At 70.4% G+C, this 19,260-nt stretch carries 18 protein-coding genes; 8 read left to right on the forward strand and 10 right to left on the reverse strand.

The window, feature by feature from the left end:
- Nucleotides 1-184: acyl-CoA dehydrogenase family protein (locus tag E1294_RS43690; RefSeq protein WP_165977810.1), on the reverse strand; the 184-nt coding region annotated here is incomplete at its 3' end.
- Nucleotides 184-1,878, reverse strand: a complete 1,695-nt coding sequence (locus E1294_RS43695) for an AMP-binding protein (protein ID WP_132517291.1) — start codon at nucleotides 1,876-1,878, stop codon at nucleotides 184-186. The genes E1294_RS43695 and E1294_RS43690, both read right to left, overlap by 1 nt.
- A gap of 187 nt (nucleotides 1,879-2,065) precedes the next feature.
- Here E1294_RS43695 and E1294_RS43700 point away from each other — a divergent pair, with 187 nt between their 5' ends.
- From E1294_RS43700 to E1294_RS43720, 5 genes are all read left to right on the forward strand, one after another.
- Nucleotides 2,066-2,716, forward strand: coding sequence for a TetR family transcriptional regulator (locus E1294_RS43700; protein WP_132517293.1), 651 nt, complete (start codon nucleotides 2,066-2,068; stop codon nucleotides 2,714-2,716).
- A 223-nt stretch (nucleotides 2,717-2,939) separates the two neighbouring features.
- On the forward strand, nucleotides 2,940-3,935 hold the full coding sequence (locus E1294_RS43705; RefSeq protein ID WP_132517295.1) for a sigma-70 family RNA polymerase sigma factor: 996 nt from the start codon (nucleotides 2,940-2,942) through the stop codon (nucleotides 3,933-3,935).
- A gap of 43 nt (nucleotides 3,936-3,978) precedes the next feature.
- Entirely contained in the window at nucleotides 3,979-5,094 is a 1,116-nt protein-coding gene (locus E1294_RS43710; protein ID WP_132517297.1) for a steroid 3-ketoacyl-CoA thiolase, read from the forward strand.
- A gap of 43 nt (nucleotides 5,095-5,137) precedes the next feature.
- Nucleotides 5,138-6,160 carry an MBL fold metallo-hydrolase gene (locus E1294_RS43715; RefSeq protein ID WP_132517299.1) on the forward strand — a complete coding sequence of 341 codons (1,023 nt, stop codon included), beginning with the start codon at nucleotides 5,138-5,140 and terminating at the stop codon, nucleotides 6,158-6,160.
- Between the two features lie 25 nt (nucleotides 6,161-6,185).
- Nucleotides 6,186-6,866: a FadR/GntR family transcriptional regulator gene (locus E1294_RS43720; RefSeq protein WP_132517301.1), complete on the forward strand. Its 681-nt coding sequence runs from the start codon at nucleotides 6,186-6,188 to the stop codon at nucleotides 6,864-6,866.
- A gap of 48 nt (nucleotides 6,867-6,914) precedes the next feature.
- Here the strand turns inward: E1294_RS43720 and arfA are convergent, their stop codons facing one another.
- A complete protein-coding gene (arfA, locus tag E1294_RS43725) occupies nucleotides 6,915-8,411 on the reverse strand; it encodes an arabinosylfuranosidase ArfA (protein WP_132517303.1) in 1,497 nt (498 codons plus the stop codon).
- An 83-nt stretch (nucleotides 8,412-8,494) separates the two neighbouring features.
- On the opposite strand from arfA, the gene E1294_RS43730 reads away from it, so the two are divergent.
- Together E1294_RS43730 and E1294_RS43735 are read left to right on the forward strand one after the other, a co-directional pair.
- Nucleotides 8,495-9,511 carry a LacI family DNA-binding transcriptional regulator gene (locus E1294_RS43730; protein ID WP_132517305.1) on the forward strand — a complete coding sequence of 339 codons (1,017 nt, stop codon included), beginning with the start codon at nucleotides 8,495-8,497 and terminating at the stop codon, nucleotides 9,509-9,511.
- Nucleotides 9,512-9,520: 9 nt separating this feature from the next.
- On the forward strand, nucleotides 9,521-10,468 hold the full coding sequence (locus tag E1294_RS43735; protein ID WP_132517307.1) for a DNA polymerase ligase N-terminal domain-containing protein: 948 nt from the start codon (nucleotides 9,521-9,523) through the stop codon (nucleotides 10,466-10,468).
- A 24-nt stretch (nucleotides 10,469-10,492) separates the two neighbouring features.
- Here the strand turns inward: E1294_RS43735 and E1294_RS43740 are convergent, their stop codons facing one another.
- Genes E1294_RS43740 through E1294_RS43770 form a run of 7 tightly spaced genes read right to left on the reverse strand, consistent with a single transcriptional unit; the run spans nucleotide 10,493 to nucleotide 17,791 of the window.
- The gene (locus tag E1294_RS43740; protein ID WP_132517309.1) at nucleotides 10,493-11,416 is read right to left on the reverse strand and encodes an aldo/keto reductase; all 924 of its coding nucleotides are present in this window, start codon (nucleotides 11,414-11,416) and stop codon (nucleotides 10,493-10,495) included.
- A gap of 5 nt (nucleotides 11,417-11,421) precedes the next feature.
- Nucleotides 11,422-12,396: an ABC transporter permease gene (locus tag E1294_RS43745; protein ID WP_246083704.1), complete on the reverse strand. Its 975-nt coding sequence runs from the start codon at nucleotides 12,394-12,396 to the stop codon at nucleotides 11,422-11,424.
- Between the two features lie 11 nt (nucleotides 12,397-12,407).
- A complete protein-coding gene (locus E1294_RS43750; protein ID WP_132517313.1) occupies nucleotides 12,408-13,889 on the reverse strand; it encodes a sugar ABC transporter ATP-binding protein in 1,482 nt (493 codons plus the stop codon).
- Nucleotides 13,889-14,911, reverse strand: a complete 1,023-nt coding sequence (locus E1294_RS43755; protein ID WP_132517315.1) for a sugar ABC transporter substrate-binding protein — start codon at nucleotides 14,909-14,911, stop codon at nucleotides 13,889-13,891. The genes E1294_RS43750 and E1294_RS43755 overlap by 1 nt, the downstream gene beginning before the upstream one ends.
- Before the next feature lie 20 nt (nucleotides 14,912-14,931).
- A complete protein-coding gene (locus E1294_RS43760) occupies nucleotides 14,932-15,663 on the reverse strand; it encodes an SDR family NAD(P)-dependent oxidoreductase (RefSeq protein WP_246083703.1) in 732 nt (243 codons plus the stop codon).
- Entirely contained in the window at nucleotides 15,660-16,949 is a 1,290-nt protein-coding gene (locus E1294_RS43765) for an enolase C-terminal domain-like protein (RefSeq protein ID WP_132517317.1), read from the reverse strand. Before E1294_RS43765 ends, E1294_RS43760 begins: the two co-directional genes overlap by 4 nt.
- Nucleotides 16,946-17,791 (reverse strand): fumarylacetoacetate hydrolase family protein, encoded by an 846-nt coding sequence (locus E1294_RS43770; protein WP_132517319.1) that lies wholly within the window; start codon nucleotides 17,789-17,791, stop codon nucleotides 16,946-16,948. Before E1294_RS43770 ends, E1294_RS43765 begins: the two co-directional genes overlap by 4 nt.
- Nucleotides 17,792-18,158: 367 nt before the next feature.
- Between E1294_RS43770 and E1294_RS43775 the strand changes: the two genes are divergently transcribed.
- Nucleotides 18,159-19,260: cytochrome P450 (locus tag E1294_RS43775; protein ID WP_132517321.1), on the forward strand; the 1,102-nt coding region annotated here is incomplete at its 3' end.

The following is a 19,260-nucleotide window of genomic DNA, read 5'->3' on the forward strand; positions in this document are numbered from 1 at the left end:
CCCCCACCTCGCGCAGCACCACGGCCATCTCCACCGGCCCGAGCCCGGCCCCGCCCGCCGCCTCGGGGACGCACACGCTCATGAGCCCGGCCTGCCAGAGCCGGTCCTCGTCCCCTTCCCTGGCCAGGACCTCGGCGGCCAGCTTCTTCAGATCCTGCTGGGTCTCGTCCAGATTGAAATCCATCATCGCTCCAAGAGGTGGTGCCTGCCGTGCCGTACGAACTCCTCCTCGATCCCCTTGACGTCCGCGCCGGTCAGCGGCCGGAACCCGGTGGGGGTGCGGAGCCAGACCGGGTCGGCGGCGCGCCATGCCTCGCGGGCGAGGATCCGTTTGATGACCTTGTGCGACGGCGTCTGGGGCAAGTGATCAGAAAGGCGGATATAGCGGGGTAAGGACTTGGTGCCCAGGTCGCGGCGCGACTCGAGGAAGGCCAGGAACGCCGCCGGATCGAAGGTGCCCTCCATGACCAGCGCCGCCATGACCTGATCGCCAGCCGCCGGGTCGGGCACCGGATAGACGGCCGCCTCCACCACCCCGCCGAACTCCCGCAACGCGGCCTCGACAGGGGCGACGGCCAGGTTCTCGCCGTCCACACGCGGACGCTCGGTGCCGCGCCCCGCGAAGAACACGTACCCGTCGGCGTCCGTGTAGGCCAGGTCTCCCGACCAGTACGCACCGTTTCTGACGCGCTCGGCGTCCGCCTCCGGGTCGTTGTAGTAACCCTCGAACAGCCCGAGCCCGGCCGTGTTGACCAGCTCGCCGACGGCCTCCTCCGGATTGAGCAGGCGGCCTTCCTCGATGCGGCCCGGCGGGCAGGGACGTCCGGTGGACGGGTCGAGGATCTTCACGCTCCCGGGGAGCCGGCCGAGACAGCCCGGCGGCCCCGCCGGGTCCGGGCTGAACGAGATGGCCGTCTCCGTGGAGCCGAAGGCGTCGATCACGCGGCAGCCGAACCGCTCCCCGAACCTCCTGATCGCCACCGCGCTCCCCTCGTTCCCGAACGCGATCTTCAGGGGGTTGTCGGCGTCGTCGGGGCGCTCCGGAGTGGCCAGGACGTAGGAGAGCGCCTTGCCCACGTAATGGAGGTACGTCACGCCGTACCGTCTGATGTCGGGCAGCAGCCCGGAGGCCGAGAAGCGCCGCCGCAACGCCAGCGCCGCCCCCGACGCCACGGCGGGGGCGTAGGCGGCCATCAAAGCGCCGGAGTGGAAGAGCGGCATCGAGCAGTAGACGACGTCCCCGGGCGTGAGCAGCGCGGCCAGGCTCGTGCCGGGGACGGCGAGCTTGCGCTGCGTGATCCGTACGGCCCGGGGACGCCCCGAGGTTCCGGACGTGAACAGCAACATGACGAGATCCCCGGGAGCAGCGGGCGCCACCCGCGACGTCGCCGGCGCCTCGTCCGGGGACCGCCTGCCGTCCGTCCGCGGATCACCGTCCGGCGCCTGCCCGCCGCCCGGAGGGCCCGGCGTACCGGTCGGTGGGACGGCCGGTGGGACGGCGGACAGGGGCACGGTCGCGATGCCGAGGGCTTCGGCGACCGTACGCGCTGCCTCGGTGTGAGGGGCGTCGGCGAGCAGGAGGTTCACGTCGGTGGCGCGAGCGTCGCGGATCAGCTCGTCGGCCGGTCTCGTCGGGTTCAGCGCGACCACCACGGGCCCGCCCAGCGCCGCCGCGCCCACCAGGAAGACGAGCCCTGGAACGTTGTCACCGAGCACCCCGACGTGCGGCCCCGCGCCCTGCCCCGACAACCACGCGCCCGCGGCCCGGCAGGCGGCGACGTGCTCGCGCCACGACCACACCGCGTCCTCGTACATGAGCCCCGGCCGGTCGTCCTCGGCCCGGGCGAGAAGCAGGGACGCGAGCGTGTCCGCGATCATCGCTCCTCCAGCAAGCGCTAGGTCAGACGATTCGCAAACTAGAACAGATTCTAATATCTGTCCAGTGGCCACCAATCCCAATAAGTCGTGATATACGCCTGTAACCCCGTAGACATGGGGCTATACGGCAAGTTTGTAACCCGCGAGTAACAAGCCGCGCCATCGATAAATCAGATAACGTGTTCTCATGCGTACCACGCACGCGACGACCGCCGCGCCCTCCGGCGACACCGACGGGGCCGGCGACGGCCACCCTGCCCCTGGCGGGCACAGCGTCCGTAGTCGCAGCCAGCACCAGCGCCGCAAGCGCATCGTCCAGGCCGCGGCGGCGCTGGCCTCGCGCGGCGGGGTCGAGGCCATGCAGATGCGCACGGTGGCCGAGCGCGCGGGCGTGGCACTCGGCACGCTCTACCGCTACTTCCCGTCCAAGATGGATCTCGTCGTGGCGGTGGTCGGCGAGGAGATCGACCTGCTGGAGAGCAGCATCGAGCGGCGTCCGCCCGGCGCCGCCACCCCGGCGAGCCGCGCGGTCGACGTGCTGATGCGGGCGACCCGCGGCCTCATGCGCGAGCCCGAGCTGGCCGACGCGCTCATCCGTTCCCTGATCATGGCCGAGGTGCAGACCCCGTTCGGCGACCGGATGACGGGGCTGCTGCTGCGCGTCTCGGCCGACGGCCTGCCGATCGAGGATGCCAGCGAGGAGCAGCTCGACCTCGCTGGGTCACTGGCCAGCGTGTGGGTGCAGGAGTTGCTGGAGATGCTGCGCGGGCGCCGCACGTACGACCAGATCCAGCGCCGCATCGAGACCGCCGCCACCAGATTGCTCGCCGACATCTGACAGCCTTTACGGCTGCGCCGTGGCCGGCCACCCGCCGTCGCGGGCCGGCCGCCCTCCAGGAAACGCCCGCTGACCCTTCCGTGGCGCGCCACCGTTACGGAGCGTGCCCTGGGCCCGCCGACCGGTCGTGGTTTCCCTGTCGGTCCATGATTGTTCTATCCGATTCGACCGGCCAAAGGCAAAAACTCGCCGTTATGTCAGTGGCGGCGTTTATACAGGGGGTATGACCGACAAGCCGACGAACGAGGACTTCCTCCGGCAGGCTGATCCGATGCGGCGCGAGCTGCTGGCGCACTGCTACCGGATGATGGGCTCGGTGCACGACGCCGAGGACCTCGTCCAGGAGACGTACTTCCGCGCGTGGCGTGCCTACGACGGCTTCGAGGGTCGTTCCTCGCTGCGTACGTGGCTCTATCGCATCGCCACCACCACCTGCCTGACCGCGCTCGAGAGCCGGGGCAGGCGGCCACTGCCCACGGGCCTCGGGGCGCCGAGCACGGAGGCCACCGCGCCTTTGGTGCAGGACACCGAGGTGCCGTGGCTGGAGCCCGTGCCCGACGCGTTGGCGGGCGCGGGCGCCGACGACCCGGCCGCGATCGTCACCTCGCGCGAGAGCATCAGGCTCGCGTTGATCGCCGCGCTGCAACACCTGCCGCCCCGGCAGCGCGCGGTGCTGATCCTGCGCGACGTGCTCCGGTGGAAGGCGGCCGAGGTGGCCGAGGCGGTCGGCGTCTCCACCGCCGCCGTCAACAGCATCCTCCAGCGAGCCCGTGCCCAGCTCAAGGACGTGTCGCCGACCATGGACGACCCGGTCGAGCCGCTGACGCGGGAGCAGCGTGAGCAGCTCGACCGATACGTCGCGGCGTTCGAGAGCTACGACATCGACAGCCTGGTCCACCTGTTCACCGAGGACGCGGTCTGGGAGATGCCGCCCTACGTCGGGTGGTACCAAGGGCCGCGGACGATCGCCGAACTCGTCAAGGTGCGCTGCCCGGCCGAGAAGGCGGGCGACCTGCGGCTGGTGCCGATCGCCGCCAACGGCCAGCCGTCCTTCGCGCTCTACCACCTCGAGGGCGGCGTCCACCGGCAGTTCGCGCTGATGGTGGTGACGTTCTCCGGAGAGCGCATCAGCCACGTCGGGATGTTCTTCGAGAAGCGCCTGTTCGACACGTTCGGCCTGCCGGAGACCTTGCCGGCCAAGGCTTCCGCGACAAAGTAGAACGCGTTACTGTCGCCTCCAGAGCATCGTTCTGGAGGCGACAGTGGGCACACCTGTGATCGTCGAGGCCGTTCGCACCCCCATCGGCAAGCGGGCGGGCTGGCTCGCCGAGCTCAAACCGCAACAGGTTCTGGCCACGGCGATGAACGGGCTCGTGCAACGCTCCGGCCTTGAGCCGGCGGCCGTCGGCCAGGTGTTCGCCGGTTGCGTGACGCAGGCGGGCGAGCAGGGCGGGCACGTCGGCCGGCACGCGTGGCTCTACGCCGGGCTGCCCTACCAGACGGGCGTCACCACGATCGACGCGCAGTGCGGGTCGTCGCAGCAGGCGGTGCACCTGGCGGCGGCCCTGATCAGCGCGGGCGTGATCGAGGCCGGCATCGGGTGCGGGGTCGAGGTGATGAGCCGGGCGCCGCTGGGCAGCAACGTACGCCCCGCCAGGCCGCGCCCCGACGACTGGACCATCGACCTGCCCGACCAGTTCACGGCGGCCGAGCGGATCGCGCGGCGGCGCGGGCTGACACGCGAGCGGCTCGACTGGTTCGGGGCGCGCTCGCAGCGGCTGGCGGCCAAGGCGTGGGCCGACGGGCGGTTCGAGCGGGAGATCGTGCCCGTCGGCGAGGTGCGCAAGGACCAGGGGCTGCGCGAGACCACCGTGGAGAGCCTGGCCGGGCTCAAGCCGGTGGCGGAGGGTGCGCTGCACACGGCTGGCACCTCCTCGCAGATCTCCGACGGAGCGGCGGCCGTGCTGGTGATGAGCGAGGGGGCGGCGCGCCGGCACGGGCTGCGGCCCCGGGCGCGCATCCTGGCCCAGGCCCTCGTCGGCGCGGAGCCGTACTACCACCTGGACGGGCCCGTGGACGCGACGGCGAAGGTTCTCGCGGCGGCCGGCATGACGATCGGCGACATCGACAGGTTCGAGGTGAACGAGGCGTTCGCGTCGGTGGTGCTGTCGTGGGCGAGCGTGCACGCGCCCGACCTGGACAGGGTCAACACGAACGGCGGCGCGATCGCGCTCGGCCACCCGGTGGGGGCCACGGGAGCGCGGCTGATCACCACGGCCCTGCACGAGCTGGAGCGGTCGGACTCGGCGACCGCGCTGGTCACGATGTGCGCGGGTGGGGCGCTGGCCACAGCGACCATCCTGGAGCGCATCGGCTGATTTCTCAGCACAATTTTCACGCAGGGAACACGATCGGGGGCGTATGAGGACCAGACGCAGGCCGTACATCGAGCAACGGCCGCAGGACCTCGGCGGCGGGGTGTGGAGCGTGCCGGTGCCGATCCCCGGCAACCCGCTCGGCTACACGCTCGTCTACGCCGTCGAGTCGCCCGCGGGGCCGGTGCTGGTCGACGCCGGCTGGAACCATCCGGAGGCGTGGGAGGCGCTCAGCGGCGGCCTGGCCGCGCTCGGCATGGACGTGGCCTCCGTGCGCGGGGTGGTCGTCACCCATTTCCATCCCGACCACGCCGGGCTCGCCGGGCAGGTCAGGGAGGCGTCCGGCGCCTGGATCGCCATGCACGAGGACGACGCGGCGCTGGTCAGGCTGATGATCGAGTATGTGGGCGACGCGCACGACACGTTCCAGTCCGACATGCTCAGGCGGGCGGGGGCCGATCCCGGCGAGGCGCGCGAGGCGATGGGCGGCCGTCCCGCGCCGCCGGCGCCGCCCGATCGTGAGCTGCGCGACGGCGACCTGGTGGACCTGCCGGGGCGCCGGCTGCGGGCCGTGCACACGCCCGGCCACACCCCCGGCCACATCTGCCTGCACCTGGAGGACGCCGACCGGCTCTTCACCGGTGACCACGTCCTTCCTGGCATCACCCCGCACATCGGCATCTATCCCTACGACCGGTATGACGTCGATCCGCTCGGTGATTTCCTGCAATCATTGGACCGGGTGGCCGGGTTCGGGCCGCTGGACGCGCTGCCAGCACATGAATGGACATTTCCGGATGTGGCCGCGCGGGCCACCGAGATCCGCGACCATCACGAGGAGAAGCTCCAACGGCTGCGCGCCCTCCTGGCCCAGCGGCCGGAGCCGCTGACCATCTGGGAGGTCGCCGCGATGATGACCTGGAACAGGCCATGGGAAGAGTTGTCCCCCATGCTGAGAGGCATGGCGGCCGGTGAGGCCGCTGCCCACCTGCGCGCCCTGGAGGTGCAGGGCCACGTGCGCCGCCATGCCGGTGCCGAGCCGGTCCGCTTCCAAGCCCTAGACTCCTAGACATCCGATGTCTAGGGAGAGAAGTGTGGCGGTCACCGACGCGGCCATCGACAAGATCAAGCAGATGATCGTCTCCGGCGAGCTGGCCCCCGGCGACCGGCTGCCCAAGGAGGCCGACCTCGCCGAGCGGCTCGGCCTGTCACGCAACTCGCTGCGCGAGGCCGTGCGCGCGCTGTCGCTGATCAACGTGCTCGACGTGCGCCAGGGCGACGGCACGTACGTCACCAGCCTGGAGCCGCGCCTGCTGCTCGACACCATGTCGTTCGTGCTCGACCTGCACCGCGACGACACGGTGCTGCAGTTCTTCGAGGTCCGCCGCATCCTCGAGCCCGCCGCCACGGCGATGGCGACCGAGCTGATGACCGACCAGGACATCGCCGAGCTGCGCGCGATCCTGGACGCGCTGCCCGCCATGCCCACGGTCGAGGAGCTGGTGGCCAACGACCTGGAGTTCCACCAGCGCATCGCCCGGGGGTCGGGCAACAGCGTGTTGTGCTCGTTCATCGAGAGCCTGTCAGGTCCGACCACTCGGGCGCGGATCTGGCGCGGGCTCACGCAGGAGGGCGCGATGGAGAAGACCAGGGAGCAGCACACCGCAATCTACGACGCCATCGCAGCCCGCCGGCCCGACGTCGCCCGCTCCTGGGCCACCGTGCACGTGGCCGGGGTGGAGTCGTGGCTGCGCCGGGCGCTGGAGCTCGACTGATCGCGTGCCGCCGCACGAGGCGCTGCGGCCGCTGGAGGTCCCCGCACGCTAGGAGAGCCGCGCCTTCAGGATGTTGAAGGACACCGGCGGCAGGACCGCGGTGAGCCGATCGCCGTCGATCGCCACCCCGTCGGCGGGCCGCGGCTCGACCCGGCGCGGCTCCCTCTCGGTGTTACGCGCGCCCGCGTCGTCATCGGCGACCGTGACGTGCGAGAGGTCCGATGCCTGCGGCAGGCCGCGCAAGTCGATCTCCACCGGCAGCGGCCGTTCGCCGCGGTTGACCGCGAAGACGGCTAGCCGGTCGTCGTCCAGCGTCGCCGCGGTGGCCAGCACGGGCACCTCGCCGTACCGCTCGGTCGGCATGACCGGAGCCGTGGCCTGCACGCGCAGGATGCGGCCGCGGGCGTGGGCGGCGGTGAGCGCGAACGGGTGGAAGATCGTCTGCCGCCAGGCGGGCCCGCCCGGCTCGGTGCGGACGGGGGCGATCACGTTGGCGAGCTGGGCCTGGCAGGCGATGCCGACCCGGTCGGCGTGGTTGAGCAGCGTGATGAGCAGGCTGCCGACGACGGCCGCGCCGGCCACGTCGTACTCCTCCTCGATGATGCGCGGCGCGTGCTCCCAGTCCAGGCTGCTCTCGCCCCCGAACAGGCTCTGCGACCAGACGTTCCACTCGTCGAAGGAGACCTTGAGCCGCTTGCGGCTGCCGAGCCTGGCGGCCACGTGGTCGGCCGTGGCGATCACGCCCTCGATCTGCTGCTCCATCTCCACCGCCGAGGCCAGGAAGTCGGCCCGGCTGCCGCCCACCGGGTCGTAGTAGGAGTGCGCGGAGATGTAGTCGACCTGGTCGTAGCAGTGCTCCAGGACCGTGGCCTCCCACGAGCCGAACGTCGGGATCCGCATGTTCGAGCTGCCGCAGGCGACGAGCTCCAGGTCGGGGTCCACCCGGCGCATGGCCTTGGCCGCCTCGAACGCGAGCCTGCCGTACTCGTCGGCGGTCTTGCCCCCGATCTGCCAGGGCCCGTCCATCTCGTTGCCCAGGCACCAGACCCGGATGCCGTACGGCTCCGGCACGCCGTGCTTGATCCGCAGGTCGGACCATCGGGTGCCGCCAGGGAAGTTGGCGTATTCGACGAGGTCGCGCGCCTCCCCGATGCCTCTGGTGCCCAGGTTGACCGCCATCACCGGCTCGGCGTCCACCTCCCGCAGCCAGGTCATGAACTCGTCCAGTCCGAAGGCGTTCGTCTCGATCTGCCGCCAGGCCAGGTCGAGCCTGGTGGGCCGCTCGGAGGCGGGCCCGACGCCGTCCTCCCATTCGTAGTTCGAGACGAAGTTGCCGCCCGGGTAGCGCACGGTGGTGACGCCCATCTCCCTGGTCAGCTCGATGACGTCGCGGCGCAGCCCGTCGTCGCCCGCCCGCGGGTGCCCGGGCTCGAACACGCCCGTGTACACGCAGCGCCCCATGTGCTCGACGAGTGAGCCGAACAGTCGCCTTTCGACCGGGCCGACCTCGAACGCCGGGTCCAGGGTGAGCTTGGCGGATTCCATGGGCAGTCCTCCTTCGTCGGGGTACTGCCCATCTATACATCGTTGTATTCAACGTTGTAAACACAATTATAGACTTTCTCGTCATGGAGAAACCCCGCGTCGGTCTCAAGGACGTGGCCAGGCTGGCCGGAGTCTCGGTGAAGACCGTCTCGAACGTCGTCAACGGCTACGTGCACGTCACCCCGGCCACCAGGAGCCGGGTCGAGGCGGCCATCAAGGAGCTCAACTACCGTCCCAACCTGTCGGCCAGAAACCTGCGGCAGGGCCGCACCGGGATTATCGCCCTGGCCGTGCCCGAGCTGGACATCCCCTACTTCGCGGAGCTGGCCAGGTTCGTGGTGACCGCGGCGGAGAAACGCGGGCTGACGGTGCTGATCGACCAGACGGGCGCCTCCCGCGAGCGCGAGCAGCTCGTCGCCGAGGGGTTCCGCGCCCACCTGATCGACGGCCTGATCTTCAGCCCGCTCGCGCTGACGCCCGAGGACCTGGCCGCCCGCATGGACGACACCCCCATGGTCCTGCTGGGCGAGCGCGTCTACGACGGGCCCGCCGACCACGTCGTGGTGGACAACGTGGCGGCGGCCAAGGAGGCCACCCTTCACCTGGCCGCGACCGGCCGGCGGCGCATCGCGGCGATCGGCGCCCAGGACGACGTCGCCGCGGAGACGTCACGGCTGCGGCTGGCGGGCTATTTCGAGGCGCTGGCCGAGGCCGGCCTGCCCGCCGACGACCGACTCGTCCAGCACGTCGAGACCTACCACCGCGCCGACGGCGCACGCGCGATGGCCCGGCTGCTCGACTCGGGCCAGGCGCCGGACGCGGTCTTCTGCTTCAACGACCTACTGGCCCTCGGCGCCCTGCGCACGCTGCTGGAGCGCGGCCACGCCGTGCCCGGCGAGGTGGCGCTGGCCGGCTTCGACGACATCGAGGACGGCAGGTACGCCACGCCGACCCTCACCACGATCTCCCCCGACAAACAGGCGATCGCCCGCCAGGCGATCGATCTGCTGGCCGCCCGCATGACCAAGGGCTCGCAGGCCGAGGCGCGGGAGATCCGGGTGGCGTACCAGCTGGTGATCAGAGAGAGCACAGACGGGTAGGACCCTGCTGTGTCCGACAGACTCGCGAGATATCGGAGCAAGCGCGACGACAAACGCACCCCCGAGCCCGTGCCCGCCGAACCCCCGGCCCCAGGAGACGACCGGGCGTTCGTCATCCAGGAGCACCACGCACGGTCGCTGCACTGGGACCTGCGGCTGGAACGCGACGGCGTGCTGGCCTCCTGGGCCGTGCCCAAAGGCCTGCCCGCCGACCCCGCCACCAACCACCTGGCCGTGCACACCGAGGACCACCCGATGGAATACCTCACCTTCCACGGCGAGATCCCCAAGGGCGAATACGGCGGCGGCACCATGACCATCTGGGACACCGGTACGTACGACACGGAGAAGTGGTCGGAGCGCGAGGTCAAGTTCGTCCTGCACGGCAGGCGGGTCTCCGGCCGGTTCGTGTTGTTCCGGACCCGGGGCGCGAACTGGATGATCCACCGCATGGATCCCCCGGTCCGCGACCCGTTCCCGGACGCCGGGCCCATGCTGCCCACCGAACGCGCCAGACCGCCGCGCGACGCCTCCGCCTACGCCTACGAGTTCGCGTGGGGCGGGCGCCGGCTGCTGGTGCCCGTCGAGGGCGGCCGCACCACGGCGTCCCGCGAGCACCCGTGGTTGCGCGAGCTGGCGGAGTCGTTCGGCAGCCGCACGGCACTGCTGGACGGCGAGCTCGCCACCCTCGGCGGCGCCGAGATCCTGGTCTTCTACGACCTCCTCTACGACGACGGGCGGTCGCTGGTGGACCAGCCCTACACGGCCCGCAGGGCCGCGCTGGAGGCGCTCGACCTCGCGGGCGCCCACTGGCAGACCGCGCCGTCCTGGCCGGGCGAGGCGGGGCCGGTGCGGCAGGCGGCCCGCGAACAGGGGTTGCCTGGGGTGGTGGCCAAGCGTCTGGACGCGCCGTACGAACCGGGGCCGTCGAAATCCTGGCTGTTCATCCCCTCGTGACCGCCCTATGGGAGGCGGGTGCGGTCAGGCCGGCAGCAGCCCTTCCGCCTTGAGCTCCTCCCAGAGCGTGTCGGTGACCGGCCGGGACCACAGGGTGGCGTTCGTGTGGACCTCTTCGGGCGCGCGGGCACCCACGACGATCGACGCGATGGCCGGGTGGCGCAGCGGGAAGGCCATGGCCGCCTGGGGCAGCGTGACGCCGTGGCGCTCGCAGACGGCGGCGATGCTCCTGGCCCGGCCCACCAGCTCGGCCGGCGCCGGCTGGTAGTTGTAGGTGCCCGACGGCTCGTGGGTCGCCAGGATGCCGCTGTTGAACACCCCGGCCGCCAGCACGCGGACGCCGCGCTCGGCGCACTCCTCCAGGAGCGGCAGGCCCGACTGGTCGAGCAGGGTGTAGCGGCCCGCGAGCATGACGACGTCGACGCCGGTCTCCCGGACGAAACGCAGCGGCGCCTGCCACTGGTTCATCCCGACGCCGATCGCCTTCACCACACCCTGGTCCCGCAGCTCGGCCAGCGCCGGATACGCCTCCGCGATCGCCTGGTCGACGTGGTCGTCCGGGTCGTGGATGAGCACGATGTCGACGGCCGGCAACCCGAGGCGGTCAAGGGACTCCTCCAGCGACCTGCGGACGCCGTCGCCCGAGAAGTCCCACACCCGCTCGATCGCGGCCGGCACGTCGAAGCCCTCGCCGTCACGCCCGTCCCGCGACGACGCGGGCACCAGCAGGCGGCCGACCTTCGTGGACAACACGTAGCCCGAGCGCCCGGCCAGCGCCGCGCCCATGCGGCGCTCCGACAGGCCGAGCCCGTAGTGGGGCGCGGTGTCGAACAGGCGCACGCCCCGTTCCCACGCGGCGTCCACCGTGGCGCGGGCCTGCTCGTCCGCGACCGACTCGAAGAGGTTGCCCAGGGGCGCCCCGCCGAGCCCGTGGCGCGGCAGCTCCATCACGTTCAATCTTGTGCCTTTCCGCCCGCGATTCTGCTGATCATCAGCGCGACGAGGATGATCGCGCCGTAGATGACCGGCTGCCAGAAGCCCGACACGCCGATCAGCGTGAGGATGTTCTGCACGAGGCCGATCACCAGCACGCCCGTGAGCGCGCCCAGGATGGTGCCCTTGCCACCGTCCATGCTGACGCCGCCGATGACGGCCGCCGCGAACACCATGAAGATCCACCCGACGCCCTGGTTGTTGCCGATCGCCCCGAGGCGTCCCGTTTCGAGGATCCCGGCCAGCGCCGCCAGCGTGCCGCCCAGGATGAACACGCCCCACAGCACCCGGTCGACGCGGATGCCCGCCGCGCGGGCGGCGTCGGCGTTGCCGCCGATCGCGTAGAGCGCGCGGCCGGCTCGGAGATAACCGAGGGCGAAGATGCCGGCGGCGAACAGCGCGCCCGCGATCCAGATGGCCGCAGGCAGGCCCAGCCACAGCGCGCTGCCGAGATAGAGGATCGAGTCGGGCAGCTGGAACAACGTCTTGCCCTCCGTCGGCCCCTGCAGGAAGCCGTGCACGACGATCAGCATGGCCAGCGTGACGATGAACGCCGACAGCTGGAACCTGACGATCAGGAAACCGTTGAACGCTCCGATGGCGGCGCCGACCAGCAGCGCCAGCGGGATCACCAGGGTGCCGGGCAGCCCGATGCCGAATCCGCCCGCCGACACCGGGATGATGAGCATCACGGCGATCGCGGGCGCGGTGCCGACCGTCGACTCCAGCGACAGGTCGAACTTGCCGGCGATGAGGATCATCGCCTCGGCCAGCACGAGGAGCGAGATCGCCGCCTGCTGCTGGAGCACGTTGGTCAGGTTGCCCGCCGTCAGGAACGTCGGGTCGAGGACCGCGCCCACGACGAGCAGCAGCACGATCACCGGCACGAGCGTCAGGTCGCGGAACCGGGCCAGCCGCGCCCGGGGGGCCGGCACAGTCAAACTGGTCACTCTTCCATGCCTTCCATCACGGCCACGAGCTCGTGGTCGGTCCAGCCACGTGGCATGTCCTTGACGACCCTCCCGTGGAACATCACCAGCACCCTGTCGCAGATGCGCAGGTCGTCGAGCTCGTCGGAGACCACGACGGCCCCCGCGCCCCGCTCGACGGCGTCCTCGACGGCGCCGAGCAGCGCCTGCTTGGCCTTGACGTCGACGCCCGCGGTCGGGTTGATCACCACCAGCACCGACGGGTCGTCCACGAGCGCCCGCGCGAACACCACCTTCTGGGCGTTGCCCCCGGACAGGTCACCGACCGGCTGATCGGCTCCTTCCGTCTTGATGTCCAGGCTTTCGATCATCTCCTCCGCCTTGGCCCGGCGGCGCACCGGCGACACCAGGCCGTAGCGCCCCAGCTTGCGGGCGATCGGGAACGTGGCGTTCTCCCCCACGGACAGCAGCGGGACGAAGCCCTCGCGATGGCGGTCCTGCGGCACCCAGCCGAGCCCGGCCCGCAGCGCGGCCGGCACGTCGCCCGGCCGGATCCGCCTGCCGTTGACCGTGACCGTGCCGGAATCGGCCTTGTGCAGCCCGACCAGCGTCTCTGCGAGGCCGACCTTGCCGCTGCTCGCGGAGCCTGCCAGGCCGACGACCTCGCCGGATCTGACCGAGAGGTCGACGTCCTGGTAGCGGCCGGCGAGCGACAGGCCCGCGCCCGACAACACGACCGTGTCGCCGGGCGTGCGCGAACGTGACGCGTACGCGACCGTGGCCTCCCCCGTCATCGCGGCGACCAGCTCGTCGTGCGGGAGGTCGGCGACCGGGCTGGTCACGATGTGGCGGGCGTCGCGGAACACCGTGACGCTCTGGCAGATCTCGTAGACCTCGTCGAGGTGGTGGGAGATGTACATCATCGTGACGCCCTGCTCGCGGAGTGAGCGCATACGGGCGAACAACCGCTCGATGGCCGGCCCGTCCAGTCTCGCGGTCGGCTCGTCGAGGATGATGAACCTGGCCCCGAACGACAGCGCGCGGGCGATCTCGACGAGCTGGCGCTGCTCCACGGTGAGGTCTCCGGCCAGCGCCTGCGCGTCGACGTCCACCTCGTACGTGTCCAGCAGCTCGCGCGCCCTGCCCCGCAGCGCCCGCCACTTGATCACGCTGCCCCTGCCCGACTGGCGGTTGAGGAAGAGGTTCTCGGCGACCGACAGCGCCGGGATGATCGTCGAATGCTGGTAGACGCAGGCGACGCGGCGCCGCCAGGCGTCGCGGTCGGCGAGGGGCGGGGCCGGCTCTCCCGAGAACAGCACCTCGCCCCGGTCGGGCCGCAGGAGCCCGGTGAGGATCGACACCAGGGTGGACTTGCCGGCGCCGTTCCTGCCGACGAGCGCGCGGGTCTCGCCCTCGGCGATCTCGATGCCCGCGCCGTCGAGCGCGGTGGTGGGGCCGAACCGCTTGACGACGTTCCGGGCTTCAACATGAAGGTTCATCAGCCGGCCTGGTTGCCCCAGAGGCCCTTGTCGTCCACGTTGTCCTTGGTCACGAGCGGCGCGGGAAGCTGGTCCTCCAGGCCGTTCGGGAGCTGGATGATCGTGCTGCCGTGGTCGGTCGGGCCGGGTTTGAACGTCTTGCCGTCCGCCGCCGCCTTGGCGTAGAAGAGCGCGTATTTCGCGTACAGGTCGGCCGGCTGCGAGACGGTGGCGTCGATGTCGCCCTTGCGGATCGACGCGAACTCCTGCGGGATGCCGTCATTGGAGACCACGAAGATGTGCTTGGGGTCGCTCGGCGGCACGAGCAGCCCCTTCTGCCTGAGCACCTGCAACGTCGGGGCCAGGTGCACACCTCCGGCGTGCATGTAGATCCCCTTGATGTCGGGGTTCTGCTCCAGGCGGGTCTGCAACATGGACGCCGCCTTGCTGCCCTCCCACTCGGTCGGTTCGCTGAAGACCGTGATGCCGGGGAACTTCGCCTTCATGCACTCCAGGAACGCCTCCGACCTGTCACGGCCGTTGATCGAGCTGAGCGCGCCCTGGAGTTGCACGACCTTGCCCTTGCCGCCGAGCTTCTCGCCGAGGAACTCGCACGCCTTGGTGCCGTACGCGCGGTTGTCGGCGCGTACGACCATGTAGACCTTGCCCTTGTCCGGCCGGGTGTCGACGGTCACGACGGGGATCTTCCTGTTCTCCAGCTGCTGCAGCGTGTTGGCGACCGCGCCGGTGTCCTGCGGGGCCATGACGATCACCTTGGCCCCCTGGCCGATCAGCGCCTGCACGTTGTTGACCAGCTTCGCCACGTCGTTCTGCGAGTTGGTGGCAGGCATGAGGTCGACCTTGAGCTCGCCCGCCATCTGCGGGACGTACTTGATGTAGGAGTTCCAGAAGTCGGAGTCGGCGCGCGGGTGATCGATGCCGATCTTGGTGCCGCCGTTCCCTCCTCCCGCCGTGGTTTCTGAGCCACACGCGGCGACGATCGCCAAGAGGGCCGCCGCCGCGGCCGCCGATCCGAGCTTCATGGGGGTGTCACCTTTCTCGATCAGTTGGGTCTGAGCCGCAACCCCTGCATGCCGCCGTCGACCGCGAGGACGGTGCCGGTGGTGGCGCTCGCCTGCGGGCCGGCGAGGTAGGCGATCGCCGCGGCGACCTCCTCCGGGGTGACCAGGCGGCCCATCGGCTGCCTGGCAGCCAGCGCCACCCGCTCCGCCTCGGGGTCGTCGGCCACGTCGAGCAGTCTGGCGACCCACGGTGTGTCGGCGGTGCCCGGGTTGACGCAGTTGACCCGGATGCCCTCGTGGATGTGGTCGGCCGCCATGGCGAGCGTCAGCGACTGCACCGCGCCTTTGGTCGCGCTGTAGAGCGCCCGGTTCGGCAGCCCCGAGGTGGCCGCGACCGAGCAGACGTTGACGATGGCGGCATGCTCCGACCTCCTGAGGTACGGCAGCGCCGCCCGTGCCACCCGGACCATGCCCAGCACGTTGACGTCATATACCTTGTGCCACTCGGTGTCCGGGTTATCCTCGATGGTGCCCTGAGCGCCGATGCCCGCGTTGTTGACCAGCACGTCGATGCCGCCCAGGCGCTCGGCGGCCTCCGCCACCGCGGACCTGACCCCCGCGTCGTCGGTGACGTCCGCCTTGATCCCGATGTACGGCTCGCCCGGCGGGTTGAGGTCGAGGCAGGCCACCTTCATCCCGCGCCCGGTCAGCTCGGCGGCCGTGGCCAGGCCGATGCCGGAGCCGCCACCGGTCACGATCGCTTTCAGGGTCACGGGTTCCTCCAGACCTCGCCGTCGGGGAAGGTGTGCGCGGCGATCGACGCTGCGTGCATCTCCGCACTGAAGCCCGGCGCGGACGGGGCGGCGTACCGGCCGTTCCTGACGACGACAGGGTCGACGAAGTGCTCGTGCAGGTGGTCGACGTATTCGATCACGCGGCCGTCCATGGAGCCGGTGACCGCCACGTAATCGAACATCGACAGGTGCTGCACCAGCTCGCACAGCCCGACGCCGCCCGCGTGGGGGCACACCGGGACGCCGAACTTGGCCGCGAGCAGCAAGATCGCGAGGTTCTCGTTGACCCCGCCGACGCGGGCCGAGTCGATCTGCACGTAGGAGACGGCCTCGGCCTGCAGCAGCTGCTTGAACACGATGCGGTTCTGGACGTGCTCGCCGGTGGCCACCGGGATCGGTGCGATGCCCCGGGCGATGGCGGCGTGGCCGAGCACGTCGTCGGGGCTGGTCGGCTCCTCGACCCAGTGGGGATCGAACTCCCGCAGCGCGTTGACCCACGCGATGCCGGAGCCGACGTCCCAGCGCTGGTTGGCGTCGATCGCGATCGGATAGCCGGCCCCGCACACCTCGCGGGCCACCCTGAAGCGGCGCCGGTCGTCGTCGAGGTCGGCGCCGACCTTCAGCTTGATCTGCCCGTAGCCCTGGTCGAGGGCCTCCTTGCAGAGTCTGCGCAGCTTCTCGTCGTCGTAGCCGAGCCAGCCGGGTGAGGTCGTGTAGGCGGGGTAGCCGGCCTCGACCAGGTGGCCGATCCGCTCCGCCTTTCCCTTCTCCGCCTTTTTCAGGATTTCGAGGGCTTCGTCCCGGGTCAGTGCGTCGCTCAGGTAGCGGAAGTCGACGAGACCGACGATCTCCTCGGGCGACATCTCGGCCAGCAGCCGCCACAAGGGCTTGCCCGCCCGCTTGGCCTTGAGATCCCACAGGGCGTTGACCACGGCGGAGATCGCCATGTGCATGACGCCCTTCTCCGGCCCCAGCCACCGCAGCTGAGAGTCGTTGACCATGTCGCGGTAGAGAACGCCGAGGTCTTCGACGTCCTGGCCGACGACGTACGGCTCCAGCGCGGTGATGGCCGCGGTCTGGATGTCGTTGCCGCGCCCGATCGTGAACGCGAACCCGTGGCCCTCGTGCCCGTCGTCGGTCGTGAGGACGACGTAGGCGGCGGAGTAGTCGGGGTCGGGGTTCATCGCGTCCGAGCCGTCGAGCTCACGCGAGGTCGGGAACCGCACGTCGTGCGTCCTCATCCCGGTGATGCGGTAGCCGCTCATGCCTGCCCCACCGTCTGGCGCTGCCGGCCCAGCCCTTCGATCTCCAACTCCATCACATCACCGGCCCGGAGGTACGGCTGCCCCGGCATCCCCATCGCCACCCCGGCGGGCGTCCCGGTGTTGATCACGTCGCCCGGCTCCAGGACCATGAACTGGCTCAGGTAGCGCACCACCTCGGCCACATCGAAGATCATGTTCTTGGTGTCGCCGTCCTGGCGCAGCTCGCCGTTCACCCAGAGGCGCAGGGGCAGTCGCTGCGGGTCGCCCACCTCGTCGGCCGTCACCAGCCAGGGACCGAACGGGTTGAACGTCTCACACGACTTCCCCTTGTCCCACTGGCCGCCGCGTTCGAGCTGGAACTCGCGCTCGGAGACGTCGTTGGAGATCGCGTAGCCGGCGATCACCTCTCGGGCCTCCTCCGCGCTGCCCAGGTAGCGGGCCTCCTGGCCGATGACGACGGCCAGCTCCACCTCCCAGTCGGTCTTCACGCTCCCCCGCGGGACCAGCACCTCGTCATGAGGCCCGATCATGGTGCTGGAGGCCTTCATGAACACGACCGGCTCGGCCGGCACCTCGGCACCGGACTCGGCGGCGTGGTCGCTGTAGTTCAGGCCGATGCAGACGATCTTGCCGGGGCGCGCGAGGGGGGCGCCGATCCGCAACCCCTCGGCGCCGACGAGGGGCAGATCGCCGCGTTCGAGCGCCTCGCGGACGCGCGCCACTCCCCCGGAAGCGAGGAAGGCGCCGTCGATCTCGCGCTCCCCGATGTCGCGCAGCTTCCCGGCGTCATCCAGCACCACCGGCCTTTCCTGGCCGGCAGGTCCTACTCGCAGCAGCTTCACACCGCATCCTTCGTCTATTCATCGGATGTCTCATTCCCTGATGCTCGTGCGAGCGTGCTGAGCATGTCAAGGGCAGCGACCCGGATACCTCGGATACGTGACGCGTGGAAGATTCCCAGGGCAGGGTCGTGGGCGGTGAATCGTGTTACCGCTCCGATGGCTACGTTCACATAGCCAGAATCTCACCGCCCCAAACATCGGAGGTAAAACGTGCACCATGGAGGACAGGTGGCGCCAGCACCCCATCGGGCCTGCCGGGAACGGTCTAAGGGCTTCGGCGACAGGCCTCCTTGACGGCCGTCCAGTGACGTAATAGAACACGTTTCAGTACCGCCTAACCAAGCGCTTGATCAAGAGGGTGATCCGCGTGCACATCGACCTCGTCGACAGGGACGTCTACGCGACCGCCGGACCTCCGCACGACCAACTGGCCTGGCTGCGCGCGAACTCGCCGATCCACTGGCACGACGGTGAGCCCGGTTTCTGGGCCGTCACCACGTACGACGAGGTCGTCCACGTCTCACGGCACTCCGATCTTTTCTCCTCCCACCGGCGGCTGGCCCTGTTCGACGAGATGGCCGACGACCAGATCGCCCTCCAGCGGCACATGATGCTCAACCAGGACCCGCCCGAGCACACGAGGCGGCGTTCCCTGGTCAACCGGGGCTTCACCCCGCGCACGATCGGAGCCCTCGAACAGCACATCCGCGACATCTGCGACGACCTCCTCGACAAGTGCTCCGGTGAGGCCGACTTCGTCACCGAAGTGGCCGCGCCCCTGCCCCTCTACGTGATCTGCGAGCTGCTCGGCGCGCCCGTGGCCGACCGCGACAAGGTCTTCAACTGGTCGAACCGCATGATCGGCGCCCAGGACCCCGACTACGCCGCCTCTCCCGAAGAGGGCTCCGCCGCCGCCATGGAGGTCTACGCCTACGCCAACCAGCTCGCGGCGCAACGCCGGGCCAACCCCAAGAACGACATCGTCACCAAGCTGATCCAGCCCGACGAGCAGGGCGAGACGCTCGACGAGAACGAATTCGACCTGTTCGTCCTCCTCCTGGTCGTGGCGGGCAACGAGACCACCCGCAACGCCGCCTCCGGCGGCATGCTCTCCCTCTTCGAGCACCCCGACCAGTGGGAGCGCCTGGTGGCCGACCCCACCCTCGCCAGGACGGCCGCCGACGAGATCGTCCGCTGGGTCTCCCCGGTCAACCTCTTCCGCCGCACCTCGACGACCGACCAGGTGCTGGGCGGGCAGCAGATCAAAGCCGACGACAAGGTCGTGGTCTTCTACTCCTCCGCCAACCGCGACACCACGGTCTTCCCCGACGCCGAGGTCTTCGACATCGGCCGCGACCCGAACCCGCACATCGGCTTCGGCGGCGGGGGCGCCCACTTCTGCCTCGGCAACCACCTGGCCAAGCTGGAACTCCGCATCCTCTTCGAACAGCTCGCCCGCCGCCGAAGCC

It is taken from the genome of Nonomuraea diastatica (assembly GCF_004349015.1).
In the GTDB taxonomy this organism is placed as follows: Bacteria; Actinomycetota; Actinomycetes; order Streptosporangiales; family Streptosporangiaceae; genus Nonomuraea; species Nonomuraea diastatica.